Consider the following 16,837-nt stretch of genomic DNA (forward strand, 5'->3'; position numbering starts at 1 on the left):
GGTTTCAGGCCACTTTGGGGCCTCGTTTGGTGGCGTGCAGCGCGGTCCACGCGTCGTATTGTGACAGAAAGACCTGCCCGCTGAGGTGATCAAGGAAGTGGCTGCGTTTGAGGCGGTCCATGACCGGACCCTTGACCTCAGATAAATGCAAGCGGATGCCCATATCCAGAAGGCGCGCGTGCATCGCCTCAAGGCTTTCCAGTGCCGACAGATCAACTTCGTTCACCGCCGAGCACATCAAAACCACATCCGAGATCGGATCGTCACACACAACGCGGTCATAAACGTGGTCTTCCAAGAAACGGGCGTTGGCGAAATAGAGGCTTTCGTCGATGCGCAGCGTAACAAGGTGGGGCGCAGTTTTTACCCTATGGCGTAGGATGTTACGGAAGTGCTGTGTGTTTGGAACAAGGCCCACTTCGGCGATGTGCGGACGGGATGTTTTATAAAGATGCAGGGCGATGGAGAGGATCACGCCCGCGCTGACGCCAGCCTCGACCCCCAAGCCCAAGGTGAGGGCGATGGTGGTGGCGACGGCGGCAAAGTCGACCTTGGAATAGCCCCATGCGGTGCGCAGGATTGAGAGGTCAACGAGGCTGAGCACGGCGACGATGATCGTGGCGGCGAGTGTGGCCTTGGGGTGAAAGAACAGGAGCGGTGTGAGGAAGAGCGCGGCACCGGCAATGCCGATGGCGGTAAAGGCGCCTGCGGCGGGGGTCTGTGCGCCGGCGTCGAAGTTTACAACCGAGCGGGCAAAGCCACCGGTGACGGGGTAACCTCCTGAAATTGCTGAGGCAATATTGGAGGTGCCGAGGCCGATCAGTTCCTGATCCGGGTCGATGCGTTGGCGGCGTTTGGCGGCCAGAGTTTGCGCCACGGACACGCTTTCGACAAAGCCAATGATCGAGATCAGGACCGCAGCCAAGAAAAGCTGGGACCAGAGGTCTGGCGACAGACTGGGCATCGAAAGCGGTGGCAGGCCGGTGGGCACCTCGCCAACGATTGAGACGCCTTTGCCACCGAGATCAAAGAGATAGACCGCAAGTGTGGTGGCTGCGACGGCCGCGACGGGGCCGGCTTTGGTCAGTACATCAGCCAGACGCGGCTGGGTTCCAACACGCAGCAGGAGGGGTTTGAGGCCTTTGCGGGTCCAGAACAGAAAGCCAAGCGCGAAGACGCCGATGACAACCGTGTAGGCGTTGGTCTCGGCGATGTGCGCCAAAAGGGAAGACAGCAATTCCGGAAGAGAATGCCCGTGCGCGGAGATGCCAAAAATATGCTTGAGCTGGCTGAAGGCGATCAGGATGCCGGACGCGGTGATGAAACCGGCGATCACAGGATGAGACAGAAAATTGGCAAGGAAACCAAGGCGTAACAAGCCCATGAGCGTCAACATAATGCCGGACATAAAGGCCAATGTGATCGCGGCGATCAGGTATTCGGCCGTGCCTTGTAGGGCAAGATTTCCAATAGCCGCAGCCGTCATCAGTGAGACCACCGCTACGGGACCAACCGCCAGAACGCGGGAGGTACCAAAGATCGCATAGGCCACCAGCGGTAGGATTGAGGCATAGAGACCAACCTCTGGCGGCAGGCCAGCCAGCAGCGCATAAGCCAGCGATTGCGGGATCAGCATGATCGTGACGATCACCGCCGCAAGCATGTCAGCGCCAAACGTGGCTTGGTCATAATGGCGTGCCCAACTGAGTATGGGCAGATAGCGGGTGACCTTATCAGAAAGGGGCATGGGACCTCGGCTGTGAGTCGTGTTGAGGGTTTATATATTCAATTTTTGGAATAAATGAAGGGTGTGAATGAGGTAAGTTGCGAGGAAAGTGACGCGCATTTGAAGAATCATGGGTTAACGGGCTGAAAACAGACAAAAACAGGATCTGCATCGCGTCGGTATTACGTCGGCATCGCGGAGGTGCCGATTTCGCGTTGGGCTGCGTGAGCTCAGCGGGCGCTGCGTTGCGTTGACATCCGTCGCAAAGGTGCCAAAACCTGTGGTGTCCAAATGGGGAGATCTGAGATGAGCGGCGCGTGGGAATTCTGGATCGACCGGGGTGGCACCTTCACCGATATTGTTGCGCGCAAGCCAGAGGGTGACGTTCTCACGCACAAGCTGTTGTCGGAAAATCCGGAACGCTATCGCGATGCCGCCGTGCAAGGCATCCGTGAGTTGATGGGTGTGACCGGTGAATTTGCGGCAGGCTCCATCGGGGCGGTGAAGATGGGCACCACGGTGGCAACCAATGCTTTGCTGGAGCGCAAGGGCGAGCGGGTGGCCTTGGTGATCACCAAGGGATTTCGCGACCTGTTGTTGATTGGGTACCAGACACGGCCACGCTTGTTCGATTTGGAGATCAAACGGCCCGATTTGTTGTATGAAACCGTGATTGAGATGGACGAACGTCTGGATGCTGACGGTGGCGTTGTCCATGCGCTGGACGCGGACGCGTTGCATCACCAAATGCAGGCGGTTTTTGACGACGGAATTCGCGCGATCGCGATTGCCGGATTGCATGGTTATTTGAACCCTGTGCACGAACACCGCGCCGCCGAGATGGCACGCGAGATCGGATTTTCACAGGTGTCGGTGAGTCACGAGGTGTCGCGTCTTGCCAAACTTGTGGGCCGCGGCGACACCACAGTTGTTGATGCCTATCTTAGCCCGATTTTGCGGCGCTATGTGGATCAGGTGGCCAGTGCGATTGACGTGGGGTCTGCAAGTGAGCGGTTGCTGTTTATGCAGTCCAACGGCGGCCTGACCGATGCCAGCCTGTTTCACGGGCGTGATGCCATTCTGTCGGGGCCTGCGGGTGGCATTGTCGGCATGGTCAAGACTGGCGAGGCGGCAGGATATGACCGGCTGATCGGCTTTGACATGGGCGGCACATCGACGGATGTGAGCCATTATGCGGGCGATTATGAACGCAGCTTTGAGACCGAAGTGGCGGGCGTGCGGATGCGCGCGCCGATGATGGATATTCACACGGTTGCGGCGGGTGGCGGCTCGATCTGCACGTTCCGGGATGGGCGGTTTCAGGTTGGACCGGAAAGCGCTGGGGCCGATCCCGGACCGGCGTGTTACCGACGGGGCGGGCCGCTAACGGTCACCGATTGCAATGTGATGTTGGGCAAGTTGAATCCCGATCATTTCCCGCATGTGTTTGGGCGCGGTGGCGACTTGCCGTTGGACGTGGATGTGGTGCGGACCAAGTTTGCAGAGATGGCGGCGCAGGTGGCGACCGAGACCGGCGAAGCTGCGCGCAGCCCCGAGGAGATGGCCGAAGGGTTCCTGCGGATTGCCGTTGATAACATGGCAAACGCGATCAAGAAGATTTCTGTCCAGCGCGGGCATGATGTGACGGGCTATGCGTTGCAATGTTTTGGCGGCGCTGGAGGGCAGCACGCCTGTTTGGTGGCGGATGCGCTGGGCATGACCAAAGTGTTCATTCACCCGCACGCCGGGGTTTTGTCAGCTTATGGCATGGGGCTGGCCGAGATCCGCGCGATGTGCGAAGTGCAGTTGGACGCGCCGCTTTCGGACGTTGCGGCAGCAGAAGTGGCGCTGGCGGCAATCGCCCAAGAGGCGCGGGCCGAGGTTGTGGCCCAGGGCGTGGCCGAGGTGACGATCGAGGCGCGGGCGCATTTGCGCTATGACGGCAGCCATCAGCCGCTTGAGGTCGCATTTGGCACCGTGGCCGAGATGCAGGCCGCGTTTGAAGAGGTTCACAAGCAGCGGTTCGGCTTTATCAGCCCCGAGCGGGGCCTGCTGTTTGATATGCTGAGTGCGGAGGCGATTGGCGAGACCGGTGAGGCGCCGGGCGTGGTGCCGCTTGGCACAAGCGACGCGCCAAAGGCGCAGATCGCAGTGCATGTTGGTGAGGGGCGGCGTGATGTGCCGCTTTATGACCGCGATACGCTGAGTGCTGCGGCGGTGATTGCCGGACCGGCGGTGATTTCGGAAAAGACCGGCACCAATGTGGTGGAACCAGGGTGGGCAGCGCGGCTTGATGGTATGGGCAACCTGATCCTTGAGCGTGTTGAGGACATGGCGCGGGAGCGGGCTGCGGGCACGACCGTTGATCCCGTGTTGTTGGAAGTGTTCAACAACTTGTTTATGTCCGTCGCCGATCAGATGGGGGCGACGCTGGCGAACACGTCGTGGTCTGTGAACATCAAGGAACGGCTGGATTTCAGCTGTGCGATTTTTGATACCGAAGGCGATCTGGTGGCCAACGCGCCGCATGTGCCGGTGCACCTTGGCAGTATGGCTGAAAGCATCCGCACCGTGATGCGTGAGAATGCGGGCGACATTCACGAGGGCGATGCCTTCATGCTGAACTCGCCCTACAACGGAGGCACCCATTTGCCGGATGTCACCGTGGTGACGCCGGTGTTTCATGGCGGCGAGGTGGTGTTCTGGCTGGGCTCGCGCGGGCACCATGCCGACATTGGCGGACGCACGCCGGGGTCGGGGCCGCCTGACAGCACGCATATCGACCACGAAGGCGTGTTGATCGACAATGTGCGGTTGGTGAGCGGTGGGGATTTGCAGGATCAGGTGGCACGCGATGTGCTGGCGTCCGGCATGTATCCGGCGCGCAATCCCGATCAGAACATGGCGGACCTTAAGGCGCAGGTGGCGGCCAATGAGACCGGCCGGCGGGAGTTGCTGAAGGTTGTGGATCACTATGGATTGGGCGTGGTGCAGGCCTATATGGGCCACGTGCAGGACAACGCCGAGGAAAGCGTGCGGCGGGTGATTGATCGGCTGACAGACGGATCGTTCAGCTACTCGATGGACCATGGAGCCAGCATCGAGGTGCAGGTCTCGGTAGATCGGGACGCGCGCGAGGCGGTGATTGATTTCACCGGAACAAGCGGGCAGCACCCGGGCAATTACAATGCGCCGATGTCGGTGTGCCGCGCGGTGGTTTTGTATGTGTTCCGCACCATGGTAGGCGCGGAAATTCCGCTTAACGAGGGCTGTCTGAAACCGCTTCGGATTGTGGTGCCGGATGGGTCGATGCTCAATCCGGTGTATCCGGCTGCGGTGATTGCGGGGAATACTGAGGTCAGTCAGGCGACGTGCAATGCATTGTATGGCGCGCTGGGCGTAATGGCCTGTTCGCAAGCCACGATGAACAACTTCATCTGGGGCAATGAGACATTTCAGAACTATGAAACCATTGCAGGTGGTACGGGCGCCGGGCCGGGGTTTGACGGCTGTGATGCAGTGCAGACGCATATGACGAATACGCGCTCGACCGATCCCGAAATTCTGGAAAAACGCTTTCCGGTAAGGTTGGAGGAATTTGGCGTGCGCGCTGGATCAGGTGGCGCAGGCAAGTGGTCTGGGGGCAACGGGTCAATGCGCAAGCTGCGGTTCCTCGCGCCGGTGACGGTTACGACGCTGTGCTCGCATCGCGAAGTGCCGCCGTTTGGCGTTGACGGTGGGGCGCCTGGTTCCGTTGGCGTGAACTGGGCAGAGATGCCGGATGGAACACGCGTCGACCTGAAAGGGTTTGACGAGATCGACCTGCCAGCGGGTGCCGTGTTTGGCATGGGCACGCCGGGCGGCGGTGGCTGTGGCAAAGCGTAGAAAAGGGGATCAGCGCCCGAATTTGGCGGGCGCTGATTGTTTGCGTCAGGCCGCCGAAAAACCAGCATCCAAAGCGGACAGGATCGTGTTGACCTCGGCTTCGGAAATGGTCAGCGGTGGAGACATCAAAACGTTGTGCGCGCCAAGACGCACCATGGCACCGGCCTGATAAGTGGCTTCGTGCACTTTCTTCATGGTGGCCATGTCCATTGGTGTCTTGGCCGCTTTGTCTGACACCAGTTCAATCCCGGTCATCAGGCCATGGCCGCCGCGCACGTCGCCGATGATGTCATGTTTCTCGGCAAGCTTCCGTACGCCATCGTATAGTTGCGTGCCACGGGCGGCGGCGTTGGCTTTGGTGTCCAGCCGTTGGGTCTCGGCCAGACAGGCGACAACGGCGGCAGACCCAACGGGATGCGCCGAATAGGTGTAGCCGTGGAAGATGCCCGCCTCGCCGGTTTGGTCGTTCTCAAAAACATCCGCGACCTTGTCACCCACCATGCAGGCACCGACAGGAAAGTAGCCTGAGGTGATGCCTTTGGCGACGGTCATCATGTCGGGCTGAACGCCCCAGTGCCGCGCGCCGGACCAGTCGCCAGTGCGGCCAAAGCCGGTGATGACTTCGTCGGAAATCATCAGGATGCCGTGGCGGTCACAGATTTCGCGCATCAGGCGCATGAAAGAGGCGTCTGGTACGATCACGCCGCCCGCGCCCTGAATGGGTTCCATGATAAATGCAGCGATGGTGTTGGCGCCCTGAAAGGCGATCTCGTCTTCCATCGCGGCGGCGATGTTTTGCGCCAGCTGTGCGGGATCGGCTTCGTTGAACGGGTTGCGATAGGGGTAAGGGGCGGGCAGATGGAAACAGCCCGGCAGCAGCGGTTCGTAGTTGATGCGGAAGCGGTTGTTGCCATTTACTGACGCGCCACCAAAGTGGGTGCCGTGGTAGCCCTTCTTGAGGCTGAGGAATTTGGTGCGGGTCGGTTCGCCGCGCAGACGGTGGTATTGGCGGGACAGGCGCAGCGCGGTATCCACCGAGTCAGAGCCGCCGGAGGTGAAGAACACCCGTGTCATGCCGTCCGCGTCAAAGAATTCGCGCACGGCGTATGAGGCTTCGATGGCCGGCGGGTTGGAGGTGCCCGCAAAGGCGGAGTAGTAGGGCAGGTCGTAAAGCTGTTTGGCGATGGCTTCTTTCACGACGTTGTTGGAATAGCCAAGGTTCACGCACCAAAGACCGCCCACGGCGTCGACCGTAGAGTGGCCGTCGATGTCGGTGATTTTCACACCCTCCGCGCCTTTGATGATCTTGGGCGGCGTGCCGTGGCTGTCCGCAGGGGCACCCATCGGATGCCAAAGATGGCGGGCGTTGTTTTCCTTGAGGAAGTTGTCGTCTTTCATGGTGGAGCTCCCTTGGCTGCGGGTGTGATTCCGGCAGTTCAAAAAATTTGATCAAATATTGCAGCAAGGGATTTGAGCTGTCCAGCAAAAGCGGCGGTATCATCGCAAACGCGGTGGTAGAATCAAACGGGAACATGCTAGATTTGGTCCTATGCCTGTGGATAACCCCAACATAAGCCAGGATTTGCCTGTCATCCGTCAGCTGGATGATGCGGCAATCAACCGGATTGCGGCGGGTGAAGTGGTCGAACGACCCGCTTCGGCGGTTAAAGAGTTGGTGGAAAACGCCATTGATGCGGGCAGCACTCGGATCGAGATCGCCTATGCCGACGGGGGCAAAACGCTTATTCGCATCACCGATGACGGCTGTGGCATCTCTGAGGCGCAGTTGCCGCTGGCGTTGTCGCGTCATGCGACATCCAAGATAGATGGTAGCGATCTGTTGGACATCCACACGTTTGGGTTTCGCGGCGAAGCCTTACCGTCGCTGGGCGCAGTTGGGCGGCTGATGATCACATCGCGGGTGGGGTCCGCTCCGGCGGCGCGGATTTCGGTGGAAGGCAGCGTGATGGGGCCGGTCAAACCTGCGGCTCTGTCAGGGGGCACCATCGTTGAGCTGCGGGATCTGTTTTATGCCACGCCCGCCCGGCTGAAATTTATGCGGACGGATCGGGCGGAGACACAGGCGATCACGGATGTGGTCAAACGTCTGGCGATGGCGGAGCCGTTCATCGGCTTTACGCTGCGCGACGTGACAGGCGGTGGCGAGGGGCGCGTGACCTTTCGCACTGAGGCCGAGACCGGTGATTTGTTTGATGCGTTGCACGGGCGATTGGCGAAGATCATCGGCAAGGAATTTGCCGAAAACGCGCTGCGGATAGATGCAGAACGCGAGGGGCTGCGGCTGATTGGGTATGCGGCTTTGCCGACCTATTCGCGGGGCTCGTCGGTGGCGCAGTATCTGTTCGTGAACGGGCGTCCTGTGAAAGACAAGTTGCTGGTCGGGGCGCTGCGCGGGGCCTATTTTGATTACCTGAGCCGTGACCGTCATCCGGCGGCGGCGCTGTTTATTGATTGCGATCCGCATCTGGTAGACGTGAACGTACATCCGGCGAAATCCGAGGTGCGGTTCCGCGATCCCGGTATGGCGCGCGGCCTGATCGTGTCCAGTTTACGTCACGCATTGGCAGAGGCAGGGCATCGGGCGTCAACAACCGTGGCCGGGGCAACATTGGGCGCGTTTCGACCTGAGCAGATGGGCGCTTTGGGGTCTGTACCGCAAGTGCCACAGGGCGCGGCGCGGGTGTATCAGATGGACCGCCCGTCGATGGGGGCACGCACGGCAGCATATCAGGCGCAGGCGCCGATTGCTGCTTTTGAGCCGGGGTTTTCGGATTTGACCGAAGCCTATTCTGCGCGTGTGGAACCGATTGCGGAGGCGTCGCAGCCTGAGGTCGAGGCTTTGCCATTGGGCGCGGCGCGGGCGCAAGTGCATGAGAATTACATCGTCGCGCAGACCGAGACAGGTATGGTGATTGTCGATCAGCACGCGGCACATGAGCGGCTTGTGTACGAAAAGTTGAAACATCAGATGGCAGAAAACGGCGTTGCGGCGCAGGCGTTGTTGATCCCTGAGATTATTGATCTGTCCGAAGGGGATTGCGCGCGCATTCTGGCGGTGGCGGAGCCGTTGAGCCAATTGGGTCTGACGCTGGAAGCCTTTGGGGGCAGCGCAGTTGCCGTGCGCGAAACGCCTGCGTTGCTCGGAGAGGTCAACGCGCGGGCGATGGTGCTCGATATCCTTGATGAGCTGGACGATCAGGGCGAGAGTATGTTGGTGCAGGCCAAGCTTGAAGCGATCCTGAGCCGCGTGGCTTGTCATGGGTCGATCCGGTCGGGGCGGCGGATGCGGGCCGAAGAAATGAACGCCTTGCTGCGCGAGATGGAAGCGACGCCGCATTCCGGGCAGTGCAACCACGGGCGGCCGACCTACGTTGAACTCAAGCTGAGCGATATTGAGCGGTTGTTTGGGCGGACGTGAAACATCGACGGGTCGGGCGAGGTCCGGCTTTTGGTCTGAGAAAATAAGAATGAACGGGCGAGCATGATCACTATTGGCACCTATACCCTGAGCATTGCAGAGACCGCTGGTTTGGCCATTGCGGTCTTGCTGGTTGTTCTCCTAATAATGGCGATCCGTGCGGCGGGGAAATCTGCGCGCATGGCGGAACCCTTGGCACATCAGATGGGGTCGCTGGGGCAGCGGGTCCAGTCGTTGGGGGACGGGCAGCAGCAGTTGGCTGGTGGGCTCAATCAGGTGGTTGAAAGTCAGGCCGCGGCGCAAGCGCAGTTGTTGCAGCACATGGAAAAGCGTCTGTCGCAGGTCAATTTGCAGATGACGGAGAACCTGCAAGGTTCCGCGCGGCGCACGGCGCATTCGTTGGGGGAATTGCAGGAGAGGCTCAAGACCATCGACAAGGCGCAGGAGAATATCACGCGGCTTTCGGGCGATGTACTGAGCCTGCAGGATATTCTTTCCAACAAGCAAACCCGAGGCGCGTTTGGGGAAATTCAGCTGAACGATATTGTCACAAAGGCGCTGCCGTCTGACAGTTATAAGCTGCAACATACGCTATCGAATAGTAAGCGCGCGGATTGTCTGATCCACCTGCCGAACCCGCCGGGGCCAATTGTGATCGACAGCAAATTTCCGCTTGAGGCTTATGAGATGCTGCGCAATGCCAGCACGCAGGGTGAGTTGGATGCCGCGGCGCGGATGCTGCGCACGTCGGTGAAGAAACACATCAAGGATATCTCGGAGAAATACATTCTCGATGGAGAAACTGCCGATGGCGCGCTGATGTTTTTGCCGTCTGAGGCGGTTTATGCCGAATTGCACGCCAATTTCCCGGAGTTGGTGCGCGAGGGGTTTGAGGCGCGGGTCTGGATCGTGTCGCCGACCACTTGCATGGCGACGCTGCACACGATGCGCGCCATTTTGAAAGACGCGCGTATGCGGGAACAGGCGGGGGCCATTCGCAAAGAATTGGGGCTGTTGCACAAGGATGTAGACCGCCTTGGGACGCGGGTGGAAAATCTGGATCGGCATTTCACGCAGGCGGCCAAGGATGTCTCTGAGATCAAGATCAGTGCGGACAAAGCAGGCCGTCGAGCGCGGCGTTTGGACAGTTTCGATTTCGAGGAACTGGCGCCGGACGAGAGCGAAAAAGTGGTGCCGTTGACCAAGCCGGAGGTGTGAGGGTTAGGGGGATCACGGAGTACCCGCCGTCCATTATTGTTGAGGAGTTTCATTGTGGAAGACAATCATTACAGAACGAAGGTGTTTCTGGAAGGGAAGCTGCGCAAGGACGACTATAAATCGCAACGGTTTTGGCTGTCGCATCAGCAAATGCAGGAACGGTTTGTTCATGCGCAGGGCCTACAGGCACACCATCGCTTTCTGGACATCGGGTGTGGCCCGCTGCGGCTGGGCAGCGTCCTTATTCCTTATCTGCGCGCAGGGCACTATTTTGGCATGGACATCAATCAGGACACCATCGACCTTGGCTTGAGCAAGCTTCGGGAAGAGGGCGTGGATCTGAGAAACACCAGTTTCGTTGTGTCCGATTGTTTTGATTTTTCCTCGATCGACGGGTCAGTGGACATGGCCTTTTCCAATTCCCTTTTCAGCCACCTGTCCTTGAATTCAATTGGTGTCTGCCTGTCCAATCTTGCTTCGGTGCTGGCGCAGGGCGGGCTTTACTTCACCACTTTTTTTCTGGTTCCGGACACAGTCACGTGGGCCAGGCCTTCTCCGAGAGACAAATGGGATCGCAAGTTTGAAACCCATCCAGCGCAGGATCCGTTTCACTATACCTTTGACATGATGGCCGCGGTGGCCGGCCACTGTGGCTTTGACTGTGCGCTTGACGACAGTTTTGGACACCCTACCCAAACCATGGCGGTCCTGACCCGCAGATGAGGCCGGCCGCACCACAGGTCCAGGGCGCTGCCTGCTGACTTCTATATGCTGCAGCATACGTTGTTGAACGGCAAGCAGGACGATTGCCTAATCCATCGGCCTAACCCGCCAGAACCGATTGTAATCGAAAGTATATTCCCGCTGGAAGCCTACGAGATGCTGCGCAACGCGAGCCCGCAGGGGGAGTTGAACGAGGCGGGGGCCATTCGCAAAGAATTGGGGCTGTTGCACAAAGATGTGGACCGGCATGGGACGCGGGTGGAAAATCTGGATCGGCAATTCACGCAGGCGGCCAAGGATGTCTCTGAGATCAGGATCAGTGCGGACAAAGCAGGCCGTCGGGCGCGGCGTTTGGACAGTTTCGATTTCGAGGAACTGGCGCCGGACGAGCGCGAAAAAGTGGTGCCGTTGACCAAGCCGGAGGGGTGAGGGTTGCGTGGCGCAGGCCGGTTCTCGCCAATTGATCCAAAAAACCATTTGCGCCACATCAAAGACGGGTCGATGCTGGTGCAACACACTATGAGCGACCAGAACGGAGACGCACCATGCTAGAAATATCCCCATGGCAAGTGGCGCAGGTCGTGCTGATGTCCCGTGAATTGAATAGGGCAGAAGGCGAACTGAGAGCCTTTATCGAACGACTCAACGAAGATGAGCAGGCCAGCCTTGTGGCCGTGATGTGGGTTGGCCGAGAAGCCTTTGCCGCAGAAGAGCTTGGCGAGGCGATCCGCACGGCCAAGACAGAAAACACCGTCCCCACCGCCGACTATCTTTTGGGATCGCCGCACCTGAGCGACCATCTGGAAAGCGGAATGGAAGAGCTTGGCATGTCGCTGAGCGATGCGGAAGACGACCTCGTGCGGCGCGGTTAACGGCCGATTTTTCGGCTCCGCGCCCCGCTGTTTGCGGCGCGGTTTTGGCGAACACGTCAACCTTTAGTTAATTTATGCCAAGGCGGCCTGCGAACCTTTTCGTGGGCCTCTTTTGCACCCACCTGTGGACCGATAGGAAACGGAACCCGCCGGTACGGGTCTTTGCACAATCGACACCCTTTTTGCGGAACGCATGCGTTTCCCGCAGGGCTCTTGCACGCGATTTCGTGCGGGCCGGCACGGGCGTGTTCGCGTGCATGGCTTCGTGGTTGTGGGGTTATTTAAAAGGGGCAGAGGTATGTCGATCAGTTTCTGGGCGCGAGAAGATCAGAAAAACGGACAGGACAAAAATGTGGATCTCACCGACGAGGACGCGGTCGAAATCACCTTTGTCAAAGACGGGCCTGATGGAAATCTCGTGCTTGAGGGCAATGGTGGCGAACCAGATCCCAACACCAAAGTTGTGATCGATGGCGTCGAATACGAATTTGTCTTTGAGATGACCGCAGAGTTGGACGACGGGAGCAACGTGCCGGATGAGTTTGACGACGCAGAAGTGGCTATGATCACCATTCTGGATTATCCCGAACCCGGCGATGAAACCCGTTTTATGTTCTTGCCGGACGCAGATGCCAGCGAAGACGACATGAACGAGTTTGGCCACAAGAAATTCAAACTCAACGACGTGGATCGGCACCCCGATGACCTGCCGGTGTGTTTTGTCGCGGGCACTTTGATTGACACGCCGTTTGGTGCCAAACCGATCGAGATGTTGCAAGCAGGCGATCGCGTGATGCTGGCGGATGGGCGCAGCAAACGGATTTTGATGGCGGTGCACAGCCGGTTCAGCTTTGGTGATTTGGTCCGAAAACCTGCGTTGCGCCCCGTGTGTATCGAGGCACAGAGCCTCGGCAGGGGGCTCCCGCATCGTGACCTTTGGGTGTCGCAACAGCATCGCATTGTGCTGCGCGGCTGGCAGGTGGAAATGATGTCCGGCACATCCGAAGCTTTTGCCCATGCCGGACATATCACGCCCGCGCCGGGCTTGCCTGATCTGTCCTGGCGGCATGGCGTGACTTACGTGCATTTGCTGTTGGACGGACACGAGATTCTGATTGCCAATGGGGCCGAAGCAGAGAGCCTTTTCTTGGGCACGCAAGCGATGCAGACAATGGCGCCGCACGCGCGTGCGCAAGTGTCTCAGTTGATGTCGGAGCGTCCCGACCTGTTGGCCCAATTTCAGGGAACGGCATTGCCGGACTTGAAGGCACATGAAGCCCGTATTTGGGCCAGAATGGTTACGGGAGAGCCGGTGTTTCGCGAACTCGTGGCACAGGCCGCCTAAGCGTTGGGTGTCAGCCAGGCCCGCAGGTAGATCGCGAGGCGTTCCTGTGGGTCGACAGAATTGTGCAACGCGCAGAACACCAATGAAATCGCTTGAACAACAAAGGCTTGCACGCCCTCGGCCTGCAGGTCTGGAGAGATATCCCTGCGAAATGGCATGTCGGCAAGCCAAGTCGCCGTGACCTCGGCCTGACGTCCGAAGGTCGTGGCGATGGGGCCAATCCCGGCATTGGCGGCGGCGCCGGAGTGGCGCAAGATCACATCAAACACGTAGCGCTCGCAGCTCATGAATTTGACCAGAGGCATAAGGGCGGCGGCCATCCCGTCGATGGTTTCGGGCACGCCTTGCGCCTCGATCATATCGAGGTGCCGGTCGATCTCCGCGCCGATCAGTTGATCCATCAGCGCGTCTTTGTCTTTGAAATGGGCAAAGAAAGTGCCTTTGGCGACACCGGCGCGCAGCACGACCTCTTCGACGCGCAGGGCCTCGTAACCGTTCTCGGTGATAACGGCGTTGGCCGCGTCCAAAAGCTTGGCGCGGGTTTTTAAGGTGCGTTGTTGAATTGCGCGGGCCATGGCCTGTTTTGGCATGATTTATGACCGCGGTCAAATTAGATATTGACCGCGGTCATTTTTTTGTGCATTTAAATTGACCGTGGTCACTTTAGAAGGGAATCGCAATGACTGGGAAACGTATTTTTGTATTGAACGGGCATCCGGCAGCGGAAAGTCTGACGGGCAGCGTGGCGCAAAGTTATGCGGATGCGGCGCGCAAATCAGGGCATGATGTGCGCGTTGTGAACCTGCATGATCTGGAGTTTGATCCGGACTATGGCTTTGGCGGCTATGTGAACCAGAAACCCTTGGAGCCGGATCTTGAGGCGGTGCTGGCTGATATTGAGTGGTCCGAGCATGTGGTTGTTGCTACGCCGATGTGGTGGGGCGGCTTGCCAGCAAAACTAAAAGGTCTGTTTGATCGGGCCTTGCTGCCTGGACGCACGTTTGACACGCGCAACACAACAAAGCTGGGCTTGCCTGCGCCGCTTTTGACGGGACGCACAGGGCGGGTTCTGTTGTTGTCAGACACACCGGGGTGGTTTTTCCGGCTGTTTTACCGCAACGCAATGATTGTGCAGATCCGGCAGCAAATTCTGGAGTTTGTCGGGATCAAGCCGGTGAAAGTCACGCAGTTCAACGGCGCCAGCCATCCCAAAGCGGGGCAGGTTGATCGCTGGATCAAGCAGGCGGCAAAGGCCGGTGCTCAGGCATCCTGAGCGCAAAAGAAAGGGGCCTGACGCGTGTGCATCAGGCCCCTTCTCGTTGAATGTGATCAGGCGGTGTGATCGACGATCTGCATATGCTGCGCCAAGGTGGCGATGTGGTCCAGCCAGTCATTGAACAACGCAGGCTCCGACGGGGCCGCATGAACGCCGGGGGCAATTTTGCCGTCCAGAACCGATTCAATTGCCAGCGACACAGGAATGGACACCAGTCGCGCCATCGCGGTACCGCGCTCGTCGCCCCATGCGTCCATTGCGTAGGTCTTGTGATAGACTTCGGTGCCGTCTTTTTCGGCCTTCAGCCCAACGCAAAGGATCACGCGGTCTGGCTCGCCTTCGTCGTAAGAATTCTCGGTCCAGAACTGGTCCGACATCTCCTTCAGGCGCGCGTCGCCTTCGGGGCCGGTCAGGGTTTCGATTTCGCGAAATACGTCGCCCCAGGCTTCGGTCCAGCCGTTCAAACGCAACGTGCCGCGCACAAACTCCTTCACGGTCCAGTCTGGGTCGAACTTGTAGTCTTCCATGAAGGGAATGCTGTCGCGGTTTGGGTAAACCTCGAAGGTTTCCGGCGTATCAAGCGGCGCCTGATAGCTGGAGATTGCGCCCCACGGGCGGTTCACATCCAACGGTTTGCCGTCGCGGATCGAGCGGGACGGCGAGCGCAAGGCCTTGAGCACACCCAGAGGCGACCAGCTGAATTTGTAGCGGAACGGGTTGGCCACTTTGGGCACGCCGCCGCAATAACTTTTGAAGCTCAGGGTGTTGTCGCCAGCGTAGGCATCGGAGGCGCGATAGTCGGCGATCAATGCGTGGGCCATCAGGTGGTCGATGCCGGGATCAAGGCCCACTTCGTTGACGCAGGCGACACCGGCTACCTTGGCTTTGGCATCCAGCGCCTTCATTTCCGGCGCGATGTAGGACGAGCTGACAAAGTTTGCGCCCTTAGTGATGCAAAGTTCGGCCAGCGGCACGTGCCAGTCACCTGGCAGCATCGACACAACAACGTCGTCGGCCTCAAGCACCGCGCCCAGGGCGTCGATGTCAAAGGCGCGAATGTCGGAGGCCAGATCGCCGACGGCCTCTTGGGCTTTCTCGATTGTCCGGTTCCAGACAGTGACAGAGCGGCCTTGTTCAAGCAGGCGACGCAGGCCGGGAATGGCCGACAGGCCGGTGCCACACCAATGAATGGTCATGTTTTTTCTCCCCTCAGAGGTCTTTGGAATGGGTTATGAAATCCGCCTCGGCGCGCGTCCAGACGCCGCCCGACAGATCATCAAGTGTCAGAAGTGTTTCGAGCAGCTGCGCGGCGTAATCCTCGGAGCTCTCCACCGGCAGCATAGACGGCAGATTGTCGATGGCCATGACGTCTAGCACGGGTGAGTCCGCGACGCGCAAAGCAGGCGCGTCCCAAGTTGTGGCGCGGTCATAGACCGGCACCGGGTTGTAGTCGCTGTCGGGATCGCATGCCACATCGCCAATCGCGGTGAGCGCGCGGTCCGCCGCGAGTGCGGCTTTGGGCACGAACACAGGTGTGCCGGGGCGCGCGAAGATGCAGTTCAGAAACAGATCATGAGCGAGGATTTGCGGGAAAGGACCGCCAGTTGCTGTTTCCGCCATATCCCATTTGGTCACGCTGCAGCCCATCGCCTCTAGCAGGTCCGCAGCGCCGGTGCCGACGCGGCCCATTGCGCCGATCACAATGGCAGTGGGTCGGTTGGTTGCCAGCGCATCAAGTTCAGCATTCAGGTCCGACAACAAGGCGTCTTTGCCAGCATACACACCCACAGGTCCGCAGATCTCGCTGCGCTGCTGGGCGGCCCAGCTTTTGAGCGTGACGGCCGCGCCGGCATAGCCGGCCCAATAGCCAAAGGCCGCAACACGGCGACCGGTTTCGTTTACGAGGTATTCAAGATCATAGAGGGTACCGCCGCCCGCCTTAAAGCGTTTCAGAAGTGCGACGCCGGAGTGCTGACCCTTGAAGGCGTGGCCAAACATGATGTGTCGATGCGGCAAGGGGGTGCCGTCTTCGGGAAGCTCTTTGAGACCGAATATGATGGCATCGCGCGACGCGTCCGGCCAGCTGTTTTCGGCCGCGATTTCGCAGCCTGCTTCGATGTAGCCTTCAAGCCCGATCGCACGTACGGAGCTTTGCTCAACGGTTACGCGGATGCCTTTTTCTACAAGCGCCTTGGCGCCTTCGGGGGTGAGCCCCACCCGTTCCTCATTTGGCCGCTGCTCGGCACGCACCCAAAGATGTGTCATCCTCAGTCCTCTCGATTTTCGCAGAGTCATAGATCAGCCCCGCCCATGCTTGGCAAGGGTCTCCCGCCCGTCGTCGACTTGTCTGTGA

At 59.2% G+C, this 16,837-nt stretch carries 12 protein-coding genes and 1 pseudogene; 8 read left to right on the top strand and 5 right to left on the bottom strand.

The features are described from left to right. Positions 1-4 precede the first annotated feature (4 nt). Positions 5-1,747 carry a SulP family inorganic anion transporter gene (locus tag SHIM_RS17250; protein WP_054003900.1) on the bottom strand — a complete coding sequence of 581 codons (1,743 nt, stop codon included), beginning with the start codon at positions 1,745-1,747 and terminating at the stop codon, positions 5-7. A gap of 285 nt (positions 1,748-2,032) precedes the next feature. Here SHIM_RS17250 and SHIM_RS17255 point away from each other — a divergent pair, with 285 nt between their 5' ends. Beyond that, positions 2,033-5,611, top strand: a complete 3,579-nt coding sequence (locus SHIM_RS17255) for a hydantoinase B/oxoprolinase family protein (protein ID WP_054003901.1) — start codon at positions 2,033-2,035, stop codon at positions 5,609-5,611. Positions 5,612-5,656: 45 nt separating this feature from the next. Here SHIM_RS17255 and SHIM_RS17260 read toward each other — a convergent pair whose 3' ends face one another. Continuing rightward, the gene (locus SHIM_RS17260; RefSeq protein WP_054003902.1) at positions 5,657-7,009 is read right to left on the bottom strand and encodes an aminotransferase class III-fold pyridoxal phosphate-dependent enzyme; all 1,353 of its coding nucleotides are present in this window, start codon (positions 7,007-7,009) and stop codon (positions 5,657-5,659) included. 151 nt (positions 7,010-7,160) lie between these two features. Here SHIM_RS17260 and mutL point away from each other — a divergent pair, with 151 nt between their 5' ends. The 6 genes and pseudogenes from mutL to SHIM_RS17290 all read left to right on the top strand — a co-directional run bounded on the left by mutL (position 7,161) and on the right by SHIM_RS17290 (position 13,208). Beyond that, the gene (mutL, locus tag SHIM_RS17265) at positions 7,161-9,050 is read left to right on the top strand and encodes a DNA mismatch repair endonuclease MutL (protein ID WP_054003903.1); all 1,890 of its coding nucleotides are present in this window, start codon (positions 7,161-7,163) and stop codon (positions 9,048-9,050) included. 63 nt (positions 9,051-9,113) lie between these two features. Then, positions 9,114-10,268, top strand: a complete 1,155-nt coding sequence (locus tag SHIM_RS17270) for a DNA recombination protein RmuC (RefSeq protein ID WP_054003904.1) — start codon at positions 9,114-9,116, stop codon at positions 10,266-10,268. Positions 10,269-10,322: 54 nt separating this feature from the next. Continuing rightward, a complete protein-coding gene (locus SHIM_RS17275; protein WP_152926586.1) occupies positions 10,323-10,991 on the top strand; it encodes a class I SAM-dependent methyltransferase in 669 nt (222 codons plus the stop codon). An 18-nt stretch (positions 10,992-11,009) separates the two neighbouring features. Then, positions 11,010-11,420 (top strand): annotated as a pseudogene (locus tag SHIM_RS17280) (hypothetical protein); the annotation flags it as partial. Positions 11,421-11,536: 116 nt separating this feature from the next. After that, on the top strand, positions 11,537-11,863 hold the full coding sequence (locus SHIM_RS17285) for a DUF3775 domain-containing protein (protein ID WP_054003907.1): 327 nt from the start codon (positions 11,537-11,539) through the stop codon (positions 11,861-11,863). A gap of 298 nt (positions 11,864-12,161) precedes the next feature. Beyond that, positions 12,162-13,208: a Hint domain-containing protein gene (locus SHIM_RS17290; protein ID WP_054003908.1), complete on the top strand. Its 1,047-nt coding sequence runs from the start codon at positions 12,162-12,164 to the stop codon at positions 13,206-13,208. Here the strand turns inward: SHIM_RS17290 and SHIM_RS17295 are convergent. Further along, the gene (locus SHIM_RS17295; RefSeq protein WP_054003988.1) at positions 13,205-13,783 is read right to left on the bottom strand and encodes a TetR/AcrR family transcriptional regulator; all 579 of its coding nucleotides are present in this window, start codon (positions 13,781-13,783) and stop codon (positions 13,205-13,207) included. The genes SHIM_RS17290 and SHIM_RS17295 overlap by 4 nt on opposite strands. A gap of 104 nt (positions 13,784-13,887) precedes the next feature. On the opposite strand from SHIM_RS17295, the gene SHIM_RS17300 reads away from it, so the two are divergent. Next, positions 13,888-14,481 (top strand): NAD(P)H-dependent oxidoreductase, encoded by a 594-nt coding sequence (locus SHIM_RS17300; RefSeq protein ID WP_054003909.1) that lies wholly within the window; start codon positions 13,888-13,890, stop codon positions 14,479-14,481. Positions 14,482-14,537: 56 nt separating this feature from the next. Here the strand turns inward: SHIM_RS17300 and SHIM_RS17305 are convergent, their stop codons facing one another. Next, entirely contained in the window at positions 14,538-15,680 is a 1,143-nt protein-coding gene (locus SHIM_RS17305) for a saccharopine dehydrogenase family protein (RefSeq protein ID WP_054003910.1), read from the bottom strand. 13 nt (positions 15,681-15,693) lie between these two features. After that, positions 15,694-16,749, bottom strand: coding sequence for a saccharopine dehydrogenase (locus SHIM_RS17310; protein ID WP_054003911.1), 1,056 nt, complete (start codon positions 16,747-16,749; stop codon positions 15,694-15,696). Between the last annotated feature and the right edge of the window lie 88 nt (positions 16,750-16,837).

Origin of the sequence: Shimia sp. SK013, from assembly GCF_001292625.1 — a bacterium.
Taxonomy (GTDB): domain Bacteria; phylum Pseudomonadota; class Alphaproteobacteria; order Rhodobacterales; family Rhodobacteraceae; genus Shimia.

Excerpts from the sequence above, each read along its gene's own strand:
- SHIM_RS17255 (WP_054003901.1), top strand. The coding sequence starts at position 2,033 with ATGAGCGGCGCGTGGGAATTCTGGATCGACCGGGGTGGCACCTTCACC.
- SHIM_RS17310 (WP_054003911.1), bottom strand. The coding sequence starts at position 16,749 with ATGACACATCTTTGGGTGCGTGCCGAGCAGCGGCCAAATGAGGAACGG.
- SHIM_RS17260 (WP_054003902.1), bottom strand. The coding sequence starts at position 7,009 with ATGAAAGACGACAACTTCCTCAAGGAAAACAACGCCCGCCATCTTTGG.
- SHIM_RS17270 (WP_054003904.1), top strand. The coding sequence starts at position 9,114 with ATGATCACTATTGGCACCTATACCCTGAGCATTGCAGAGACCGCTGGT.
- SHIM_RS17250 (WP_054003900.1), bottom strand. The coding sequence starts at position 1,747 with ATGCCCCTTTCTGATAAGGTCACCCGCTATCTGCCCATACTCAGTTGG.
- SHIM_RS17300 (WP_054003909.1), top strand. The coding sequence starts at position 13,888 with ATGACTGGGAAACGTATTTTTGTATTGAACGGGCATCCGGCAGCGGAA.
- SHIM_RS17285 (WP_054003907.1), top strand. The coding sequence starts at position 11,537 with ATGCTAGAAATATCCCCATGGCAAGTGGCGCAGGTCGTGCTGATGTCC.
- mutL (WP_054003903.1), top strand. The coding sequence starts at position 7,161 with ATGCCTGTGGATAACCCCAACATAAGCCAGGATTTGCCTGTCATCCGT.
- SHIM_RS17305 (WP_054003910.1), bottom strand. The coding sequence starts at position 15,680 with ATGACCATTCATTGGTGTGGCACCGGCCTGTCGGCCATTCCCGGCCTG.
- SHIM_RS17295 (WP_054003988.1), bottom strand. The coding sequence starts at position 13,783 with ATGGCCCGCGCAATTCAACAACGCACCTTAAAAACCCGCGCCAAGCTT.
- SHIM_RS17290 (WP_054003908.1), top strand. The coding sequence starts at position 12,162 with ATGTCGATCAGTTTCTGGGCGCGAGAAGATCAGAAAAACGGACAGGAC.